At 71.7% G+C, this 19561-nt stretch carries 17 protein-coding genes; 8 read left to right on the forward strand and 9 right to left on the reverse strand.

What is annotated here, in order from left to right:
* Positions 1 to 89: 89 nt before the first annotated feature.
* The gene (locus tag ACT01A_RS09025) at positions 90 to 1652 is read left to right on the forward strand and encodes a putative bifunctional diguanylate cyclase/phosphodiesterase (RefSeq protein WP_445151911.1); all 1563 of its coding nucleotides are present in this window, start codon (positions 90 to 92) and stop codon (positions 1650 to 1652) included.
* Positions 1653 to 2141: 489 nt separating this feature from the next.
* On the opposite strand, the gene ACT01A_RS09030 is transcribed toward ACT01A_RS09025, so the two are convergent.
* From ACT01A_RS09030 to ACT01A_RS09040, 3 genes are all read right to left on the reverse strand, one after another.
* Positions 2142 to 3119: an endonuclease/exonuclease/phosphatase family protein gene (locus tag ACT01A_RS09030; protein ID WP_445151912.1), complete on the reverse strand. Its 978-nt coding sequence runs from the start codon at positions 3117 to 3119 to the stop codon at positions 2142 to 2144.
* Positions 3120 to 3130: 11 nt separating this feature from the next.
* Positions 3131 to 4210 carry a cell division protein FtsZ gene (ftsZ, locus tag ACT01A_RS09035; RefSeq protein ID WP_445152815.1) on the reverse strand — a complete coding sequence of 360 codons (1080 nt, stop codon included), beginning with the start codon at positions 4208 to 4210 and terminating at the stop codon, positions 3131 to 3133.
* A 664-nt stretch (positions 4211 to 4874) separates the two neighbouring features.
* Positions 4875 to 5630 carry a ParA family protein gene (locus tag ACT01A_RS09040; RefSeq protein ID WP_445151913.1) on the reverse strand — a complete coding sequence of 252 codons (756 nt, stop codon included), beginning with the start codon at positions 5628 to 5630 and terminating at the stop codon, positions 4875 to 4877.
* 109 nt (positions 5631 to 5739) lie between these two features.
* Here ACT01A_RS09040 and ACT01A_RS09045 point away from each other — a divergent pair, with 109 nt between their 5' ends.
* From ACT01A_RS09045 to ACT01A_RS09060, 4 genes are all read left to right on the forward strand, one after another.
* Positions 5740 to 6672 carry a cupin domain-containing protein gene (locus tag ACT01A_RS09045; protein ID WP_445151914.1) on the forward strand — a complete coding sequence of 311 codons (933 nt, stop codon included), beginning with the start codon at positions 5740 to 5742 and terminating at the stop codon, positions 6670 to 6672.
* Between the two features lie 404 nt (positions 6673 to 7076).
* Complete coding sequence (locus ACT01A_RS09050) at positions 7077 to 8024, forward strand: ArsA-related P-loop ATPase (RefSeq protein ID WP_445151915.1); 948 nt, start codon at positions 7077 to 7079, stop codon at positions 8022 to 8024.
* Positions 8021 to 9166 (forward strand): ArsA family ATPase, encoded by a 1146-nt coding sequence (locus ACT01A_RS09055; protein ID WP_445151916.1) that lies wholly within the window; start codon positions 8021 to 8023, stop codon positions 9164 to 9166. The genes ACT01A_RS09050 and ACT01A_RS09055 overlap by 4 nt, the downstream gene beginning before the upstream one ends.
* 71 nt (positions 9167 to 9237) lie before the next feature.
* Positions 9238 to 10017, forward strand: a complete 780-nt coding sequence (locus tag ACT01A_RS09060; protein WP_445151917.1) for an arginase family protein — start codon at positions 9238 to 9240, stop codon at positions 10015 to 10017.
* Positions 10018 to 10293: 276 nt separating this feature from the next.
* On the opposite strand, the gene ACT01A_RS09065 is transcribed toward ACT01A_RS09060, so the two are convergent.
* The gene (locus ACT01A_RS09065; protein WP_445151918.1) at positions 10294 to 11556 is read right to left on the reverse strand and encodes a hypothetical protein; all 1263 of its coding nucleotides are present in this window, start codon (positions 11554 to 11556) and stop codon (positions 10294 to 10296) included.
* Positions 11557 to 11890: 334 nt separating this feature from the next.
* Between ACT01A_RS09065 and ACT01A_RS09070 the strand changes: the two genes are divergently transcribed.
* On the forward strand, positions 11891 to 12310 hold the full coding sequence (locus ACT01A_RS09070) for a peptidoglycan endopeptidase (protein ID WP_445151919.1): 420 nt from the start codon (positions 11891 to 11893) through the stop codon (positions 12308 to 12310).
* Positions 12311 to 12341: 31 nt separating this feature from the next.
* Entirely contained in the window at positions 12342 to 12845 is a 504-nt protein-coding gene (locus ACT01A_RS09075) for a nitroreductase/quinone reductase family protein (protein WP_445151920.1), read from the forward strand.
* Here the strand turns inward: ACT01A_RS09075 and ACT01A_RS09080 are convergent.
* The 5 genes from ACT01A_RS09080 to ACT01A_RS09100 all read right to left on the reverse strand — a co-directional run bounded on the left by ACT01A_RS09080 (position 12823) and on the right by ACT01A_RS09100 (position 18546).
* On the reverse strand, positions 12823 to 14526 hold the full coding sequence (locus tag ACT01A_RS09080) for a peptidoglycan recognition protein family protein (protein ID WP_445151921.1): 1704 nt from the start codon (positions 14524 to 14526) through the stop codon (positions 12823 to 12825). The two genes, ACT01A_RS09075 and ACT01A_RS09080, sit on opposite strands and share 23 nt — an antisense overlap.
* A 242-nt stretch (positions 14527 to 14768) precedes the next feature.
* A complete protein-coding gene (locus ACT01A_RS09085; RefSeq protein WP_445151922.1) occupies positions 14769 to 15149 on the reverse strand; it encodes a winged helix-turn-helix transcriptional regulator in 381 nt (126 codons plus the stop codon).
* A gap of 198 nt (positions 15150 to 15347) precedes the next feature.
* Complete coding sequence (locus ACT01A_RS09090; RefSeq protein WP_445151923.1) at positions 15348 to 16055, reverse strand: AIM24 family protein; 708 nt, start codon at positions 16053 to 16055, stop codon at positions 15348 to 15350.
* A gap of 79 nt (positions 16056 to 16134) precedes the next feature.
* Positions 16135 to 17292, reverse strand: a complete 1158-nt coding sequence (locus tag ACT01A_RS09095; protein ID WP_445151924.1) for a type IV pilus twitching motility protein PilT — start codon at positions 17290 to 17292, stop codon at positions 16135 to 16137.
* 147 nt (positions 17293 to 17439) lie between these two features.
* On the reverse strand, positions 17440 to 18546 hold the full coding sequence (locus tag ACT01A_RS09100; RefSeq protein WP_445151925.1) for a sigma-70 family RNA polymerase sigma factor: 1107 nt from the start codon (positions 18544 to 18546) through the stop codon (positions 17440 to 17442).
* Between the two features lie 342 nt (positions 18547 to 18888).
* On the opposite strand from ACT01A_RS09100, the gene ACT01A_RS09105 reads away from it, so the two are divergent.
* A complete protein-coding gene (locus ACT01A_RS09105) occupies positions 18889 to 19476 on the forward strand; it encodes a hypothetical protein (RefSeq protein ID WP_445151926.1) in 588 nt (195 codons plus the stop codon).
* Positions 19477 to 19561: the final 85 nt, after the last annotated feature.

Here is a 19561-nt window from a genome sequence, read left to right on the forward strand (position 1 = left end):
CTCCCCCGATCGGTGGAGGACCGCGTGCGGCCGAGAACCCCCTGCCTCACCGGTGGTCTAGACCGCTTTGAGCGGTGATGCTCCATGGCATGCTCCCTCCCCTCCGACAACGAAGTACCTGGTGGCCTCCCCTCCTCCTCGCCACCTCCCTCCTGGCCGCGCTCCTGTTCGGCGGACTCCTGAACTCCGACGTCGCCGGCACGCTGATCGCGCTGGCTCTGGGCGTGCCGGCCCTGTGGGTGACGACCCGCACCACGGCCACCGCATCCGCCCCGCCCGCCCGCGCCGCCTCAGGCCGCGCCACGCTCTCCTCCGCACCGGCGCTGCTCCCCACGCCGGGCGCGCTGCCCGAGCTGGACGTCGCCGGCCACGGCGCGCTCACCGACGACCTCACCGGCCTGGCCAACCGCCGCGCGCTGCACGAGCGCCTGGAGATCGCGCTGCCCGAGAGCGGCGCGCGCGCCGCGCTGATCCTGCTTGACGTCGACGCTTTCAAGGACGTCAACGACACGCTCGGCCATCAGGCCGGCGACCTCGTCCTGCGGCTCGTCGCCCAGCGCCTGGAGCACGTGGCGATCGAGGCCGACCTGCTCGCCCGCGTCGGCGGCGACGAGTTCGCGGTCCTGCTGACCGGCGACGCCGCCGAGGACGCCAACGCCGTCGGGCGCCGCCTGCGCACGCTGCTGGAGGCGCCGCTGGAGGTCGAAGGCCTGGCGATCCGGCTGGGCGCGAACATCGGCATCGCGCTGGCGCCGCGCCACGCGACCGACGCGACCGGGTTGGCGCGCCGCGCCGACGTCGCGATGCACCTGGCCAAGACGCACCGCACCGGCATCGAGGTCTACGCGCCCGAGCGCGACCGCCACTCCCCCGCGCGACTGGCGCTCACCGCCGAGCTGCACAGCGCGATCGACGACAGCCAGCTCGAGGTCCACTTCCAGCCGCAGGCCGACACGCGCACCGGCGCGGTCACCGGCGCCGAGGCGCTCGTGCGCTGGCGCCATCCCGAGCACGGGCTGATGCCGCCAGCCGCGTTCCTGCCGCTTGCCGAGCGCGCGGGCCTGATGGGTCCGCTGGCGCTGCTGGTGCTGGAGCAGGCGATCGGCGCCTGCGCAGGCTGGCGGGCGGACGGCAACGACCTCACGGTCGCGGTCAACCTGTCGGTCACCAACCTGATGGACCCGGACCTCCCCGCCGAGGTCGCCGCGCTGCTACGCGAATCCGGCCTGGAGCCTCGCGCGCTGGAGCTGGAGATCACCGAGGACGTCGTGATGGCCGACGCGGTCGGGCCGATCGGCGTGCTGCACGAGTTGAAGGAGTTGGGCGTGAGGCTGTCGCTGGACGACTTCGGGACCGGCTACTCCTCGATGGCCTACTTGAAGCACTTGGCCGTCGACGCGCTGAAGATCGACCGGTCGTTCGTCCGCGACATGGCCGAGTCGCCGGAGGACGCGGCAATCGTCCGCTCGATCGTGGCGCTGGCGCATGCGCTGGATCTCGTCGTTGTCGCCGAGGGTGTGGCGTCGTCGCGGGCGTGGTTCGCGGTGCGGGATGCGGGGTGCGATTTGGCGCAGGGGTACCAGTTGGGCCGGCCGATGCCGGCGGGGGCGTTTGGGGAGTGGTTGGCGGCGCGGTCGGGGCGGGCGGCGTAGGGCGCTGCCCGCCGGATGGCGCGGGCGTTGGTGGCGCGGGCGTTGGTGGCGTTCGGTGCGCGGCGTGGGTGGTGGGTGCGGGGCGTTGGAGAGGGGCGGCGAGGGAGTGAAGCCGGGTGGGCGTGGCCGGCGCTTGGTGTCGTCCTCGGGCTGTCTCTCGGGCGCGGGGGGAGCGTTCGGGGCCGAAAGGATGGGTCCGGGTCGAGTTGACCGCAACTATGCCGGTCAACTCGACCCGCATCCCGAAACCGGCTCCTTATGGAGCACCGCCAGGGTCCGGGTCGAATAAGCGTCGTATATCGACCATTAGGCGACCCGGATCGACCCTTCGGCCCCGAACCGCCCCTCCCGAGCCCGGCCAGACGCCCGAGGACGACCGACAGCGGTCGCCACGCCACAGCGCTCTCACTCCCTCGCCGGATCCTCTCCAACGCAACGCACAACCCTCAACGCCCCGAACTGAACGCCAGCCACAACCCGCGCCACCAACTACCGCGGCACCCGCACTCTCGCGATCACCGCCCGGTGATCCGACCGCGGCACCACGTGCACCGACACGTCGTCCGCCCGCATCCGCGGGTCGATCAGCACGTGGTCGATCGTGATCTCCGGCGGGAAGTCCCGGCCCGCCGGCCACGTCGTGTCATAGCCCTTGCCCACCGCGTCGGCGGCGTCGACGTAGCCGTCGTCGCCGCCGAGCAGGTCACGGAACTGCTGATGGTCGAGCGTCGCGTTGAAGTCGCCGGCGAGCATCCGCAGCTCGCCCTCCCCCGGCCGCGGCAGCTCGGAGAGCATGTGGCGCCAGATCGGCGTCCAGCCGTGGATCGGCGGCGGCGGGTGGATGACCTGAACGTCAATCGGCCGCGCGCCCGGCACGCGGACGAGCGCGCGTGGCTCGGCGTTGCGGTTCAGCGTGTTGTAGGGCTTGCGCTGCTCGATGGGAAGGCGCGAGAAGAGGCCGGAGCCGCTGGCGTCGCCCGGGCGTGCGTCGGCGTCGCGATGGGGCAGCAGCCGCTTCAGGCCGGCGGCGTCCAGGCGCGCGAGCGCCTCGGGCGTCAGCTCCTCCAGCGCGAGCACGTCGACGTCCTGCTTGCGCACGAGCCGGACGACCTCCCGCGCGTCCCCGGCGCCGACGAACAGGTTCGCGGTCATCACGCGGATCTGCGGCCCGTCGACCTCGGGCTGCGGGCCAGCCAACGCCCGCGGCAGCAGCGCGAACGCGAACGCCAAGCAGACGACGAGCGCCACGCCCGCCACGACCCACCGTCGGGCGACCAAGGCCACCACCAACGGGATGAACGATGCCAACCCCACGTACGGGCTGAACGTCATCAGCGGGACCAGGCGCGTCCCGCCCTCCAGACCAAACGTGCGGATGATCGCCCACACCAGCCACGGGATCACCAAAAGGCGCACCGCCCAACGACCGAGGGCCCGCGATCGGCGCGGGCCCTCGAAGTGCTGCATCTCGGTGTCGCCTAGCGACGCGGCAGGAACTCCGGCACGTCGAGGTCGTTGACCACGCCACCACGCGACGCGGTGATCCGCTCGCGGCGCGGTGCGGCCGGCTCATGCGAGACGCGCGCGACGCGCGGCTCCCCCGCCGGCTCCTCCATCGGCTGCGTCGGGCGGCGCTTGGGAGCGTCCCCGTAGCGCGTGGCCACGACCGTGACCCAGACCTGGTCCTCGAGCTTCTCGTCCACCATCGCGCCGAAGATGATGTTCGCGTCGGGATGCGCGGCCGCCGCGACGGCCTTGGCCGCCTCGTTGACCTCCCACAGCGACAGGTCGCGACCGCCGGTGATCGAGAGGAGGATCGACCGGGCGCCCTCCATGCTCGTCTCCAGCAGCGGCGACGACACGGCCTGCTCGGCCGCCTCCAGCGCGCGCTTGTCGCCCACGCCCATGCCGATGCCGAGCAACGCCGCGCCCGCCTCCGACATGATCGTGCGGACGTCGGCGAAGTCGAGGTTGATGATGCCCGGGAGCGTCACCAGGTCCGACACGCCCTGCACGCCCTGGCGCAGGACGTCGTCGGCGACGCGGAAGGCGTCGACCATCGACGTGTGCTTGTCCAGGACGGACAGCAGCCGGTTGTTCGGCACCACGATGAGGGTGTCGACCTCGTTGTGCAGCGCCTCGATGCCGACGTCGGCCTGCTGCGAGCGGCGGGAGCCCTCGAAGCCGAACGGCTTGGTGACGATGCCGACGGTCAGCGCGCCGATCTCCCGCGCGATGCGCGCGACGATCGGGGCGGCGCCCGTGCCCGTGCCGCCACCGGAGCCGGCGGCGATGAACACCATGTCGCTGCCCTTCATGAGCGACTTGATGCGGTCGTACTCCTCCATCGCGGCCTGACGGCCGAGGTCCGGGTTGGACCCGGCGCCAAGCCCGCGCGTGACCTGCGGGCCGATGTGGAGCGTGATGTCGGCGGTCGACTGCTGCAGCGACTGCAGGTCGGTGTTGATGGCCAGGAACTCGACGCCCTGGACCTCGGCCTCGACCATGCGGTTGACCGCGTTGACGCCGGCGCCGCCGACGCCGACGACGCGGATCACCGGCGAGCCGGCGACCTTCGCGCCCCACGGCGACTCGTCGTAGGCGGGCGCGCTGCGCGCGAACGGGTCCGCGGCAGGCGCAGCGGGCGCGGCCGGAGCCGGGGCTGCCGGCGCGGGCGCCGGAGCAGCGGCCTCGGGCGCACGCGCGGCCGGAGCCGGAGCGGGCTCCGGAACGGCCGGCGCGAGGATGTCGTCCGGCAGCTCGGTGCCGAAGGCGTTGCGCAGGCGCTCCTGCGCCGACGCGCGGCCCTCGCTCAGCGACGGGTGCGGGTAGCCGGTCTCGCGCGGGTGCGCGGGCGGCTCGGCCGGACCGCTGTCGCGCAGCGGGTCGGGCTCGCGACGACGCTCGGCAGCCGGCGTGACCGGCGGCACGGAGGCCTCCGGCAGCGGCGAGTGCTGCGTGGCCTGCGGCTCGCTCGGCGCCGCGGGCGGCGTCGGCGGCTCGACACGCGCGGACGGCGTCTCCGGCAGCACGGGCTGCTGGACCGCCTGCGGGCGCGCAGGCTCGGCGGCCGGCGCCGCGGACGTCTGCGGGGCGACGTCGCTCGGCGCAGCGGCGCTCGGCGCGGCCGCCTGGGGCGCGTTCGGCGTCGCCTGCTCGGGCGCGTCTTCGTCGGTACGGCGGAAGAGCGCCGCCAACGGGCCCTCCCTCATGCTGGCGCGCTTACCGCTGGCCATTGGCGAGAACCTCCGTCGCGAGATCGCGATAGGACTGTGCAGCCACTCCGTCCGGATCGTACTTCAGGACCGACATGCCCTTGACGGGCGCCTCCGCGAATCGGATCGTCTTCTTGATCCGCGACGCGAAGACCCGGTCCCCGAAGTTCTCTTCCAGGATCTCGATGGCCTCTTTGGCGTGAACGGTGCGCGTGTCCATCAACGTGGGCAGGATGCCCTCGATCTGGACGTCCGGGTTCAGGTTCTCCCGGATCATCTGCAGCGTGTTCTGGAGCTGGATGAGCCCGCGCATCGACAGATACTCGCACTGCACGGGGACGATTACCTTGTTCGCCGCCGTGAGGGCGTTGATCGTGAGCAGCCCGAGGCTCGGCGGCGTGTCGATGCAGACGAAGTCGTAGTCGTCGGCGATCGGCTTGAGCGCCTTCTCCAGCGAGCGCTCACGACCGATCTGGGCGGACATCGCGATCTCCGCGCCGGCGAGGTCGATCGAGGCGCAGGCGACGTCGATCTCGCGCTTGCGGATGACGTCGCGGATCGGGACGTGGTGGACGAGGACGTCGTACATCGACGTCTCGACCGTGTCGGGGTCGATGCCCTGGGACATGGTCAGGTTGCCCTGAGGATCCATGTCGATGCAGAGGACGCGGTTGCCCTTCTCGGCCAACGCGACGGCGAGGTTCAGGGTCGTCGTCGTCTTAGCGACGCCGCCCTTCTGATTGGCGAAGGCGATCACCTTCATGATGCTGCTGTCTCCCTCTGGGCGGAAGGCCGGAGTTGTGGGTCGAGTCCCATCGAGGCCGGTATTCGCAACGACCCGGCCGATTCCTCCCGGTTAGCATCGGCTGCGGATGGACCACCCGAACCTGATCCACTGGGATGACGTCGAGGTCGAGGAGGGCGTGGCGGGCGAGATCCGCGCGCGGGTCCGCGACCTCGGCAGCGCCGCCGGCTCGTTCCGCGCCGGCGTCGGGCTCTTCGAGCTGCCGCCCGGCGGCCGCGCCACGCCGGCCCACGTCCACGCCGACGAGGAGGAGCACCACTACGTGCTGGCGGGCGACGGCCGCTCCTGGCAGGACGGCCAGACCTACGCCATCGCCGAGGGCGACTGCCTGCTGCACCGCGTCCACGAGGAGGCGCACACGCTGATCGCCGGTCCCAACGGCCTGACGGTCCTGGCCTTCGGGCCGCGCGCGGAGTCCAACATCACGTGGCTTCCGCACGCGCAGGTGATGCGCGTCGGCCCGCGCTGGCTGCCGGCCGACGTCGAGTCGCCCTACGGCGCCGAGGCCGCCGCGGGCCCGCTCCCGCTCCCGGACGCCGACACGCCGCAGCGCCCGCCGACGATCACTGCGCTGGAGGACGTCCCGCCGTCCGAGGACCACCGCGGCAAGGTGCACCAGAAGACGCGCCGGATCGGCCGCATGCTCGGCGCCGAGACCACGGGCCTGCGCCACGTGCGGATCGCGCCCGACGCGCACGGCACGCCGCACCACTGCCACGGCGCAGAGGAGGAGCTGTTCGTCGTGCTCGGGGGCGCAGGCGACGTGCGCCTCGGCGACGACCGCTTCGCGGTCCGCCGCGGCTCGGTGATCGCGCGCCCGCCCGGCACCGGCGTCGCCCACTCCTTCATCGCGGGCGACCGCGGGCTCGAGCTGCTGACGTGGGGAACCAACGTGCCCAACGACATCGTGTACTACCCCGACAACGACAAGGTGTACTTGTGCGGCGTCGGGGTCATCGGCCGCATCGAGCAATGCGGCTATTGGGATGGCGAAGAGTGACGACCGGCGCTAAGCCGTTCGTCTAGACGCGGACGTCGACCCTTCCAGTCGTAGGGCCGCTGTCCGACGAAGGGGAAGAGGCGACGTCATCCCCGGATGTCGACTCCGGCTTCTTGCCGTCAGATGAATATGAGCCAGACGACTTCGCCGACTTGGCGACGGCGTCTGGAGAAGGCGCAGCATCCGACTCGCGGGTCGGATGGGCAAGGGCCTGCAGCAGCTCTGCGTCTGCGAACGGCTTGACAGGCCGGGCGAACGTCCGCGAAAGCAGGACTTCGGCCAGCGTCGGTGCTCCTTGCGGGATGCCGGGCGAAAAGGACATGGTCATCGCCGCATCGGCGTTTTTTCCATAGCCTTGAGCATGTCCACCCAACTCTGGACGCCAGTAGGGTCAAAGCCTCCGGATGCGGGATCTTTTAACCAAGCCGCTGGTCGTCGTGACCGGGAAGGGCGGCGTCGGCAAGTCGACCGTGGCGGCCGCGCTCGGGACCGCCGCGGCGGCGCGTGGGCTGCGCACGATCGTGGCCGAGGTCAGCGCGCGGGACGACGTCTCGCGGGCGTTCGCCCAAGACGGCGCCCACCCACCCTCCGCCGGCCCCCACCCGCCCTCCACCGGCACGTTCGTCGAACGCGACCTCGGCGACGGCCTGCACCACATCTCGATCGACCCCGAGTCCGCGCTGGAGGAGTACGTCAAGGACCAGCTGCCGCGCGGCGTCTCTGACGTCTTGGCCTCGTCGCGGATGTTCTCCTACCTCGTGGCCGCCACGCCGGGCCTGCGCGAGCTGCTGACGGTCGGCAAGGTCTGGGAGCTCGCCCAGCCGGACCGCCGCACGCCCGGCGCCCACCCCTACGACCTCGTGATCCTCGACGCGCCGGCGACCGGCCACGGCGTCGCGGTGCTCACCGCGCCCGGCACATTTGCCGACGCCGCCCGGATGGGCCCGATCGCGCGCCAAGGCGGGATCATCCACGCGATGGTCGCCGACCCAGAACAGACCGCAGTCATCGCGGTCTGCACCGCCGAGGAGATGCCGGTCAACGAGACGCTCGCGCTGCGCGACGCGCTGGACGATCAGCTGGGCCAGCCGCTGGCGGCGATCGTCGTAAACGGCGTGCTGCCGCAGCGCTTCCGCGGCGCGGAGGTCGCGACCCTCGAGACGGCGCCGCCGTCGCGGGCGGTCCGCGCCGCGCGCGCGGAGGCGGCCCGGGCGCGGGCGCACCGCTCCCAGCTGGCGCGGCTGCGACGGGCCGTCGGCGGGACACCGGTGCGGACGCTGCCGTTTGCCTTCTCGGCCGATGGGCTGGACGGGACGGCGATCGCGCGGCTCGGCGAGGAGCTGGTCCGATGAGCGACCTGGTCGATCGCCTCGCGGATCGCCGGGTGGTCATCTGCGCCGGTTCGGGCGGCGTGGGCAAGACCACCACCTCGGCCGCGATCGCGATGGGGCTGGCGGCGCAGGGCGCGCGGGTCTGCGTGGTGACGATCGATCCCGCACGGCGGCTGGCGGACGCCTTGGGCATCGAGCAGCTCGGGTCCGAGCCGCGGCGCGTGGATGATGCGCGCTTCGCCGGCCATGGCCTGGTGATGAACGGCCAGCTGTGGGCGATGATGCTCGACCCCAAGAAGACCTTCGACGAGCTGATCGCGCGGCTGGCGCCCGACGAGGCGACACGCGACGAGATCCTCGAGAACCGGATCTACCGCGAGCTGTCCAGCGCCGTGGCCGGGTCGCAGGAGTTCACCGCGGTCGCCAAGTTGTATGACCTGGAGCGCTCGGGTCGCTTCGACGTCATCGTGTTGGACACGCCGCCGTCACGCAACGCGCTGGACTTCCTCGACGCGCCCGACCGGCTGACCGGCTTCCTGGAAGGCCGCGCGCTGCGGGTGCTGTTGGCGCCGTCGGGGCTGGCGGCGCGGGTGGTCGGGCGGGGGACGTCGGTGGTCTTCAGCGTCCTGGGCCGGCTGACCGGCGTCGACCTGCTGAACGACCTGAAGGTCTTCTTCGCGGCGTTGTCGGTGGTCTTGGACGGCTTCCGCGAGCGTGCCAGCGGCGTCAAGGAGCTGCTCGCCGACCCGGCGACGACGTTCCTGATCGTGACCTCGCCCGAGCGCGAACCGGTCGCCGAGGCGGTCTTCTTCCGCGACAAGCTGCGCGAGGCGGGGATGCCCTTCGGCGGGCTGATCGTCAACCGCGTGCACCCGCTGGCCGCCGAGGAGCCGCCCGGGTCAGACGCCACAGCCGCCGTCCCCGGCCTGGAGCCCGCGCTGGCGCGCAAGGCCTTGAAGACGCTTGCGGAGTTCCGGGCGCTGGCCGCGCGCGACGCCGCGGCGATCGCCGGGCTGCGCGACGCGGTCGGCGACGACGATCCGATCCTCATCCCCCACCTCGACGGCGACGTCCACGACCTCGATGGGTTGGTGCTCGTACACCGCCACCTGTTCGCCACCGGCAAGGAGCGCGCGGAACTGCTGAACGAGGCGGCGTTCTGACCGGCGCGTCCCCCGATCCCCCGCTGGCCGTCATCGCGTGGCCCTTCGACCAGGGGATCCCAGACCACGGCATGGGCGCGGGCGCGTCGATGCTCGCCAGCGACATGGGCCTGCACGACGTGCTCGCCGATGCCGGCTGGGCGCCGACGCTGGAGCGCGTCGCGGCACCGGACCCGTCGCTCGGCGAGGTCGCGCGGACGTTCGACCTGCTGCGCGCGCACGCGGTCGCGGTCCGCGGGGCGGCATCGCGGGGCGCGTTCCCGCTCGTGCTCGCCGGCGGCTGCATCAGCGCCGCGGCGACGATCGCGGGCTGCGGCGCGCACGGCGTCGTCTGGCTCGACGCACACGCCGACTACGACACGCCTGAGAACAACCTCTCCGGCAACCTCGACGTGATGGCCTTGTCGATCGCGACCGGGCGCGCGTGGCAGGCCGCGGCCGCGACGATCCCTGGCTTCCGCGCCGTGCGCGAGGACGCCGTGGCGTTGTTGTACGCCAGGGACCTGGCGGACTACCAGCGCGACGCGGTAGCGGCCTCCGGGATCCACACCGACGCCGCCGCGCTGCCGCTGCTGGGTGACGACCTCTACCTCCACATCGACCTCGACGCGCTCGACGTCTCCGTCGGCCACGCCAACCGCTACGCCGCGCGCGGCGGCCCGTCGCTAGAAGAGCTGCTGGCGACGATCGACGCGACGTTCGCGTGCGCCACGGTCCGCGCCGTGGCCCTGACCGCCTACGAGCCGGAGTACGACCGCGGCCACCGCATCGGCGCCCTCGCGCGCGAGATCGCCGCGCACGTCGCGCGGCGGGCGCTCACCCAGCGAGGAACAGCTCGCGGCCGGAGCTGAGGTCGAGGCCCGCGGCAGTCGCGATCGCCTCGGGCGCCGTCGGTGCGTGGAACCAGCGCCCGTCCGGGAGGACACGCGCGAAGGACGTCTGCGAATGGCACGGCCCGGCATTCATGACGGCCAGCACACCGCCATCCGGGAGCCGGACCGGCCAGAGTTCGTAGGCGTCACCCGGCAACGCCATGTCCTTGACTTGTTCTCCCCACATTCGGATCGCTGACCGTACGCCGGTCCGTGGGGCGATTCCAGAGCCGAGCGGCCCAGGTTGAAGTTGTCCTACACGATGGTCCGCTGCCGCGCGTCCTCTTCGGCCAGCATCTCGTCGGCGACCGCGCGCAGGTCGGAGTCGAGGTGGCCGCAGAGCACGTCGCGCAGCAGCGCGCGCAGCCAGCCGGTCAGCTCGTCGACGAGCGGCAGCAACGCCTGGTCCTCGGGCGCGACGCCGGCGACGACCGAGCGCTCCAGCGCGACGAGGTGGGCGATCCGCTCGGTCACCTGCGCACGCGACTCGGGGATCGCGCAGAGCGCGGCGACGCGCCCGGGCAGACGACCGGTCTGCGGACCTTCGGGCTCCAGCAGCGCGCGCAGCGCGAGCAGGACGTCGGTCAGCGCATCGGACGCGCGCGGGCGCTCGTTGGCCAGCTCGAAGCGACCGAGCGCCCAGGCCAGCTCGCCGGAGCGCGGCGTGCGGCGGGCGATGAGGCTGAGGAACGCGCGCAGCTCGTCCTCCTGCTGGGCGGGCACGACGCAGACGCCGCGCGCCTGCGCGCCGGCCGCGATCGCGAACGGCTGCCACGGGTTGCCGCCGGTGCGCGTCCACGCCGTGCGCGCCAGGACGATCCCGGCCGTGTCGTAGAGGCGCAGGCCGGTCAGCAGGCGGCGCAGGCGGACCTGGGCGTGGCGCAGCGGGGCCTCGTCGCCGGGCGCGGCCTCCCAGGTCAACTTGGCCAGGACGACCTGGTGGCCGCCGTCGTCGGTGGCGCGGCGCGCCTCGGGCGGCGCCTCGCGATAGGCGTCGGCGCGAACGAGGCTGAGGCCGTCGCCGAGAGCGATCTCCTCGCTCGTCAGCGCCAGGCCCATGATCGGCGCGACGACCTCGGTCACCGCACGGCCCTCCATCACGAGCGACTCGAGCTCGTCGTAGGCGTAGGAGAGCCGGTCAGCGCTGAGCTGGAAGTCGGTGGACTCGTGGAAGATGCGCGTCAGGAAGTGGCGCAGGGCCTCCTCGGCACGGGCGCGCGGCTGGGCCGGGACCTGGACCTCGCCGCGGGCGACGAGGTAGGAGTCGAGACCGCCGCAAGCTGCGAGCGCGTGCACCGCGGGCAGGTAGGAGGCGAGGCGACCGAGGATCGACAAGCGCTCGTCGATGAACGACGCCGTCAGCGGGCGGTAGCAGTAGAGCGGGGCTTCCCGGCGGGTGCCGCCGAGCTCGACGACCTCGAACGGCACGTCGGCGCCGTCGGCGGTGTCGGCGGCGAGCTGGTGGGCGGCCTCCTCGGCGAAGGCGGCCAGCGCCGCGTGCAGCGAGCGGTTGCGCATGAGCCGTCGGTTCGCTGGTGAGGTCGTCTGTCCTGCGTGGCGCAAGGCGGCTTGCAGTCCGACCGAGGCGCGTGATGGAGGTTCCGGGCCGTTATGCCGTGCATGGCCGCGCCCAGAAGTGGGAGCCCCGCGCGGGCCGCCGAAGACCTGGAGCAGGATGTCCCGCCGTGTCGCTGTCGCGTTCCTGCTCGCCACGTTGATCGTGGTGTTGCCGGCGCGTGCCGATGCGGCTGGGACGTCATCAGCATCGGGCACCGGCGGTACTTCGTACTCGCCTAAGAGCTCGACACGCGGCGGCACCGCGGTACAGGCACAGGCGTCGGAACCGGCGCCTGTGCCGACCGCGACGGTCGATCCTGCTTCGGGGTTGGCAGTGGCGCCCGCGGGCGCTCCGGCCGAGGTCGTCGCGCTGATCGCCGCGGGCAATGTGATTGCCTCGACGCCGTATAAGTACGGCGGCGGCCACGGCGATTTCGAGGACACCGCCTACGACTGCTCGGGCAGCGTCTCCTACGCCTTGCACGGCGCGGGGCTGCTCGACGAGACCCTGGACTCCACCGCGCTCTCAAAGTGGGGCCTGGCGGGCGCGGGCGCGTGGATCACGATCTACGCCAACAAGACCCACACGTACTTGATCGTGGCGGGGCTGCGCTTCGACACCTCGGGCGCGAAGAAGGCCGGCTCGCGCTGGCAGGCCGCGCCGCGGTCCAGCAAGGGCTTCAAGGTCCGCCACCCCGCCGTCGCCGGACTGTAGGCTCGCGCCCGTAATGGGCCGCGTGCCACCGATGGATCCCGACGCACCGCGCTCACGGGTCTACCGCGCCTCCGAGGCGTTCGCGCAGACGCGTGGCGGTCGCTGGCTGGCGATCCACATCGCGCCGTCGCTCGACCGCGCGCTGAACCGCGCCACCGGCGGGAAGCTCGGCGCCTTCCCCGGCGCGCGCGTCGCCATCCTCACCGCGCCCGGCCGTCGCAGCGGCGAGCCGCGCACCACGCCGCTGCTGTACTTCACCGAAGGCGACACGGTGATCTTGATCGCCTCGTCCTACGGTCGCGAGAAGCACCCGGCGTGGTACTTCAACGCCGTGGCCGCCGAGACGGTGGACTTCCGCGTCGGGGCCCAGGGCGGCGAGTACCGCGTGGCCGAGATCGCCGACGACGCCGAGCGGGCGCGGCTGCTGGCGTGCGCCGCCGGGATCTTCTCCGGCTATCCGGGCTACCAGGAGCGCGCGGGCGCGGCCGGGCGGACGATCCCGGTCTTGGCGCTCACGCCGACGTCGCCCCGATGAGCGACGAGGCCTTGCGGACCGCGCGGACGTAGAGCGCGGAGGCCGAGGCCTTGGCGGTGCCGGAGCCGGTGCGCGGCGTCAGGCGGTAGAGGCCGGGCTTGGAGAGCGGCACCTTGGCGGTGAAGGCCGCCTTCTTGGGCGAGACCTTCTGGGTGCCGATCGTACGCCACTTGCCGTCCTTGCCCTGCTGCTCGATCTGGACGTGCACCGGCGCGAGCGGTCGGACGGTGCCGGAGACGGTCAGCGAGCGGCCGGCCTTGACGCGCGTCGTCTTCGCCTTGGCCAAGAGCAGCGGCGTGCAGCCGACGGCGACGCCGGAGGTCGCGCTCGTCCCGGAGCCGGTGACGGTCGCGCGGGCGCGGACCTTGCCGGCTGCGCGCCATGTGACCGGGACCGACCAGGCGCCATCGCCGTTGGTCTCTGTGCGCGCGACGGTGACCCAGCCGCTCGTGCCCTGCTTCTGGACCAGCACGCGCTGGCCGGCGATCCCGCTGCCGTCGCCGCGCTTCAACGTGCCGGTGACGGTCAGCTCGTCGCCGTAGACCACCGACTTGGTCGGTGCGTCCATCGCCAGCGCGGCCGCGCCCACCGGCGTCACCGCGGGCGCGATCTGCGCGGTGCGCACGCGGAGGTCCGGGAGCTGGGCGTACAACATGTTCCCCGGGCACTCGGTGGAGTCGCCGTCGCGGTGGCCGGAGATCCGCTGCAACGTGACCGGCGTGCCCGACTTGTAGCGGTTGGTCTCGCCGCCGGCGGAGGTGATGACGACCTGCCCGCTCACCGGCGCGCCATGCAGCGGCAGCTTCCAGGCGATCAGGCGCGCCATCGCGTTGAGTGCCGCGTCGGTCTGCCCCACGTCGGTGAACGTCCCGATGTTCGCGATGCCGGTCGAGTGCGCGTTGTAGCCCTGGGCCTGGGCGCCGATCACGGCCTGGTCGATCCCGCCCGCGCGGCCCTCGAAGATCTGCCCGAACTGATCGACCACGAAGTTGTAGCCCAAGTCGTTCCAGCCGTTGACGTCACGGTGGTACTTGGCCATCGACAACACGATCCCGGGCGAGTCGGCCGCGGTGTAGTTGTTGGCCGACACGGTGTGGTGGACGAACGCGACCTGCACGTCGCCGTAGGACGCCGCGGCGCGGGGCTTGACGCTGTCGCCGCCCCAGTCGGCGCGCGGGATGATCGCCGGCTGCGCGCCGGCCTGGGCCGCCTTCGCCTGCGCCGCGGCCGCTCGCGCGCCACGGCGCTTGGCCGCCGCAGGAACCGCCACGAAGTGCACGCGCAACGCGCCCTTCGGCTTTCCGCGCAGCTGCAGCTCGTCCGCCCCGCCGGCCCACACGGGGTCCGAGGCGTGCGCGCCGGTGCCGGAGTCCGGACGGTGGTCGTGCCCGGCCGCGAGCGGCACCCACGGCGACCACGCGCGACCGCTCTTGCGCACACGCACCTCCAGCGCGACGCCGGCCAGCCCGTCCTTGACGCCGAGCAGATCAAAGCGCCGCGGGGCGCGCAGGACGCCGGTGCGGCCGTCGGCACCGAACGCGTCGCGGGCGACGGTCAGCCCGAAACCCGAGGATGCCGAACGCGCCCACGCCGCAGGGACGGCACGGGAGGCAAGAGAGGACAGACCGGCGGCAGCACCCAGCGCGAGGGCACGCCGCCGCGTGAGCGACGGGGCGTCCACGCCTCCGAGGGTAACCGCGCGCCCCTCTCCTTCAAGGCTTGCAGGCTTCCGTGCCGACGGTCGCGAACGTCCCATCCAGAACCGGAACCCGGCACACGCGAGATCGATGCGAATGAGACCGCAAGTTCCGGGACACAAGGCCGTTGAAGCGACCAGATCTTCCCGAGAGCAGGACGACTAAGGGGTACGTCCAGCAGGTGGAGACGGCGACGGGTGCGGGCCCGTCGCCTGCCACCCGCGCTCTAGGCGATGGCGGCGATGACCGGCACGTCATCGGCGCCGGAGCCCGCGGCGACATCCGCGTCGCCGCACTGCCCACCGAGCCAGCGCTCGCCGTAGGCGCGCATGTCCTCGACGATCGGCAGCAGCGCCAGGCCCTTGGCCGTCAGCGCGTACTCGACCCGCGGCGGCACCTCGCCGAACGTCTGGCGCGCGACGATCCCCTCATCCTCGAGCGCGCGCAGCCGCAGCGACAACGTCCGCGGGCTGATCCCGCTCAACGACCGCTCCAGCTCACAAAACCGCGAGTGCCCCTCCGCGAGATCGCGGATCAGCAACAGCGTCCACTTCCCGCAGATGATGTCCGCCGTCTGGCAGACCGGACACGTGGGATCTACGGGCATCGGCCCATAACTATACCGACTGAAGCGCCCTTGCCGGTGCGGCTACCCGGCCGCTTCAGCGGGTCAAAGCCGCTAGTCGACGGCTACGCGAGTATTCGAATATTCGTCAACTCGCATGACGTGGTCGCATGCGCCGCAGCGACCCGGCCACCGGTGCCTGAACTCACCGGCGGCCAGGTGCGGCGCGGCTCAGGCGGGCTAGCCGCCGAGCAGGTTCCCCAGCGGGGAGTTGTTGGAGGTGGAGGGCGCGGCGGTGATGCGGCCTTCGGAGGGCTGGACGAGGACCCAGCCGGTGCCGGAGAAGGCCATCTGGACGGACTCGCCGGAGCTGCGGCCGATCAGGTTCTTCATCTTGAAGTCGGTCCGGACGGCGGTGCTGACGCCCTGGGACCAGGTGATAGCGGCCTGAGCGTCGGCGAAGGTCGGCGCGCTCGCCACGTTGAGCAGGACGGGCGGGCCGTCGCTGAGGATGGCGACCCAGCCGGTGCCTTGCAGCGAGGTGTTGTACAAGCCGCCGCCCATCATCGAGGAGGCGCCCTGGACGCGCTCGATGTTCCACTCGATGTCGGCGTCGAAGGCCAGCAGGTTGGGGCCGTTGACCGTGATCTTCTCGCCCTCCAGGTAGACCAGGTGGATGTCCTGGGCCTGGTCGGCCAGGAAGACCTCGCCGGAGCCGGAGATCTTCATCAGGTCCTGACCTTCGCCGGTGACCGCCTTCTTCAGCATCCGGCTCATGCCACCGGAGCCGGCGTGCTCGAAGCTCGCCTCGCCCTGGTAGGCGACCATCGACCCCAACTTGGCCTGGATGGTGTTGCCGGCGAGCGACACCTTCAGCAGCTTGGAGTTCTGAAGGGTGAAGCCCTCGGTGGACTGCGTCTCGTTGTACTGCGCCAGTGTCGTCTGCATCTCGCACGGCAGCGTCCCGGAACGCTGCCGCTGCGGCAAGGCGGTTAGCCGTACGTCGGACCCCAGATCGCCCCGCGCGCTAGCGCAGGACGCTGCCCTGCTGGGGCTCGGAGCGCTGGTCCTCGGCCTGCGTGAGGTCGTCCATCGTCGTGCCCTTGCGGCCGTCGGAGGCGACCAGCAGCTTGAAGTCGTGCGGCGAGGACGCGAAGTTCATCGCCTCGTCCATCGAGATCCGGCCGGCCTTCAGGTGGTGGAACAGCGCCTGGTCGAAGGTCTGCATGCCGTAGTAGCCGCCGTCGGCGATGACCTCGGGCAGCTTGCCGGTCTGCTGCGGGTCCATGATCATGTCCTTCACGCGGCCGGTCATGCGCAGGACCTCGCAGACCGCGACGCGGCCCTTGCCGTCGCTGGTCGGCACCAGGCGCTGGGAGACCGCGCCCTTCAGCGTGCCGGCGATCATCGCGCGCACCTGGTTGTGCATGTGCGGCGGGAAGAACTCGATCAGGCGGTTGACGGTCTCGGCGGCGTCCACGGTGTGGACGGTCGAGAAGACGAGGTGGCCGGTCTCCGCCGCGCTCAGCGCGGTCTGGACCGTCTCCTCGTCGCGCATCTCGCCGATCAGAATGACGTCCGGGTCCTGGCGCAGCACGCGGCGCAGGGCGGCCTTGAAGTTCTGGGTGTCCATGCCGACCTCGCGCTGGTTGATCACCGAGCGCTTGTCGACGTGCAGGAACTCGATCGGGTCCTCGACCGTCACGATGTGACGGGAGCGGGTCGAGTTGATGTGGTCGATCATCGACGCGAGCGTCGTCGACTTGCCGGAGCCCGTGGTGCCGGTCAGGAGCACGATGCCGCGCTCTTCCTCGGCCAGCTCGCGGATGACCGGCGGGAGGTCGAGCTCCTCGATCGTCTTGATGCCGTACGGGATCGCACGCATGACGATCGAGACGCTGCCGCGCTGGCGGAAGGCGTTGACGCGGAAGCGGGCCAGGCCGGCGACCGCGTACGCGAAGTCGCACTCGCCCTCGGAGTCGAACTCGTTGAGCTTGACCTGGTCGTCGCCCAGCATCATGCGGACGGCGCCATCGGTGTCTTCGGCCGACAGCGGCTCGGCGCCCGGGATCGGGACGAGGTCGCCGTCGACGCGGCAGAGCGGCTGCGACGGCACCTTGAGGTGCAAGTCGGAGCCGTGCAGCTCGATGAGCTTGGTCAGCGCACGATGAAGATCGAAGGACACGGTCTGGTGATCGGTCATCCCTCGATCGGGTGAAGGGCGCAGAGCGGTCCCTGGACGAAACGCCCAAAAGGTGTCCATAACGCCCGAAGGGCCCGCCAACTGTGGCGGGCCCTTCGGGCAGTGTTCGGGCGCGGTGCCTAGCGCGTGCTAGGCGACATCGCGGAGCTTCTGAGCCTCCGCGAGGGACTGCAGCTTCTTCAGCGACTGGTTCTCGATCTGGCGGATGCGCTCGCGCGTCACGTTGAACGTGCGGCCCACCTCGTCGAGCGTGCGGGGGTGCTCCCCGCCGAGGCCGTAGCGGAGCTCCAGGACGCGGCGCTCGCGGTAGGAGAGGTTCTCCAGAGCCTCGCGCAGCGCTTCCTTGGTGAGGATCTCCGCAGCCCGCTCGTACGGCGACTCGGCGCGCTCATCGGCGATGAACTGGCCGAACTCCGACTCCTCCTCGTCGCCGACCGGCTTCTCCAGCGAGACCGGCGCCTGGGCGGAGCGCTTGATCGAGTCGACCTCCTCCGGATCGATCCCCGTGACCTCGGCGATCTCCTCGGCGGTGGGCTCGCGGCCCAGCTCCGTGACGAGCTTGCGCTCGGCGCGGCCGATCTTGTTCAGCTTCTCCACGACGTGGACCGGGATGCGGATCGTGCGGGCCTTGTCGGCCAGGGCGCGCGCGATCGCCTGGCGGATCCACCAGGTCGCGTAGGTCGAGAACTTGAAGCCCTTGCGGTAGTCGAACTTCTCCGCCGCGCGGACCAGCCCGAGCGTGCCCTCCTGGATCAGGTCCAAGAACGGCAGGCCCTGGTTGCGGTAGTTCTTCGCGATCGAGACGACCAGGCGCAGGTTGGACTCCACCATCTTCTGCTTGGCGTCCAGATCGCCGCGCTCGATGCGCTTGGCGAGGTCGACCTCCTCCTGGGCGGTGAGGAGCCGGACCTTGCCGATGTCCTTGAGGAACAGCTGGAGGCTGTCCGTCGTCATGTCCGGACGCAGATCCAGGGCCTTGGCCTTGGTGCGCCGGCCGCCGCGCTTGTCGGGCGCGCGCTCAACCTCGTTGGCGGCGGTCGAAGCCGGGTCGATCTCCTCGACCAGCTCGATCTCGCTCTTCTCGAGGAAGCCGTGCAGATCCTCGACGTCAGATTCGTCCAGGTCGAGCTCTGAGACCGCCGTTGCGATCTCGGCAAAGGTCAGCACGCCCGTGACCTGGCCGCGAGCCAGAAGGCCCTTGATCTCCTCGAGTTCCTGCAGTTCAACTACTGACATCGACGTCCGTTCGGTTCACCGGCGAGGCGCCGCCGGCTGGGGATTATCGGGGTACGGAGGACGCGTATCGGAATACAGCCGGGCGTCAGCTATAGCGACGCTACTGTCCGAGCGTAGATCCAAGGGTAGTCGCTGTTTTCGGTTGCAGCAACGGAATGTGACCGCCATCACACAGTGACGGCGCTCCTATGGAGGATCTACGCGCGGAGTCCTCGTTCGTTTCGCGGTTTTGGTGTGTTCGCCGGAACATCGGCGTACTGGGTTGGCTCCTGGAGTCGCGGGAGCGCTCTATCAAACGGTGGACGAGCCGTGAACTTGCGCCCCTCTGCGTAGGATTGGCGCATGAGCCCCGCGGACCGCGACGTCCTGTCGAGCCTCCCGAGCAAGCGACCGACGCGGCGCAGCGCCAAGCGCGCCAGCGCGACGGGCGCCGAGCCGGCGGCCAAGAAGGCGACGCCCGCGAAGGCAAAGCCGAAGGCGCCGGCGGCCAAGAAGGCGACCGCGAAGGCGCCTGCCAAGGCCGCGGCGACGAGCAAGGCCGCGGCGAAGGCGACCGCCAAGCCGAAGGCGCCGGCCGCCAAGAAGGCGACCGCGAAGGCCCCGGCCAAGGCCGCTCCGGCACGCAAGGCGGCGGGCGCAGCGAAGGCCGCGGCGAAGCCGAAGGCTCCCGCCACCCCGCGCAAGCCGCGCGCGACCGCGTCGCGAAACGGCGCCAGTGCCGCCGCGCACGAGGCGCCGCAAAGCACGCCGCCCACCGCTCCGCCCCCGCCGCCGGCCGGCTGGGCGACGCCGCGCGACGAGCGGTCCGGCGCTGAGGGCGGCGACTTGATCGCCACCGCCATCCAGGCCGTCGGCGAGATCGCCCAGATCGGCCTGACCTACGGCGGCCAGGCGCTCAAGCAGGCGCTCTCGCGTCTGCCCAAGCCGTGAGAAGCCTCGCCTAGCGGCTCGCCTTCTCATTGCGCGAGCTCGCCAGGGGCTCCCTCGCGCGTGCGAAGGAACCCCCGGCGCACCG

The organism is Baekduia sp. Peel2402 (assembly GCF_052567285.1).

Bases quoted from the DNA above. Each gene is read 5' to 3' on its own strand.
- ACT01A_RS09025 (WP_445151911.1), top strand. From the start codon at position 90: ATGCTCCCTCCCCTCCGACAACGAAGTACCTGGTGGCCTCCCCTCCTC.
- ACT01A_RS09030 (WP_445151912.1), bottom strand. From the start codon at position 3,119: ATGCAGCACTTCGAGGGCCCGCGCCGATCGCGGGCCCTCGGTCGTTGG.
- ACT01A_RS09040 (WP_445151913.1), bottom strand. From the start codon at position 5,630: ATGAAGGTGATCGCCTTCGCCAATCAGAAGGGCGGCGTCGCTAAGACG.
- ACT01A_RS09045 (WP_445151914.1), top strand. From the start codon at position 5,740: ATGGACCACCCGAACCTGATCCACTGGGATGACGTCGAGGTCGAGGAG.
- ACT01A_RS09050 (WP_445151915.1), top strand. From the start codon at position 7,077: ATGCGGGATCTTTTAACCAAGCCGCTGGTCGTCGTGACCGGGAAGGGC.
- ACT01A_RS09055 (WP_445151916.1), top strand. From the start codon at position 8,021: ATGAGCGACCTGGTCGATCGCCTCGCGGATCGCCGGGTGGTCATCTGC.
- ACT01A_RS09060 (WP_445151917.1), top strand. From the start codon at position 9,238: ATGGGCGCGGGCGCGTCGATGCTCGCCAGCGACATGGGCCTGCACGAC.
- ACT01A_RS09065 (WP_445151918.1), bottom strand. From the start codon at position 11,556: ATGCGCAACCGCTCGCTGCACGCGGCGCTGGCCGCCTTCGCCGAGGAG.
- ACT01A_RS09075 (WP_445151920.1), top strand. From the start codon at position 12,342: ATGGATCCCGACGCACCGCGCTCACGGGTCTACCGCGCCTCCGAGGCG.
- ACT01A_RS09085 (WP_445151922.1), bottom strand. From the start codon at position 15,149: ATGCCCGTAGATCCCACGTGTCCGGTCTGCCAGACGGCGGACATCATC.
- ACT01A_RS09090 (WP_445151923.1), bottom strand. From the start codon at position 16,055: ATGCAGACGACACTGGCGCAGTACAACGAGACGCAGTCCACCGAGGGC.
- ACT01A_RS09100 (WP_445151925.1), bottom strand. From the start codon at position 18,546: ATGTCAGTAGTTGAACTGCAGGAACTCGAGGAGATCAAGGGCCTTCTG.
- ACT01A_RS09105 (WP_445151926.1), top strand. From the start codon at position 18,889: ATGAGCCCCGCGGACCGCGACGTCCTGTCGAGCCTCCCGAGCAAGCGA.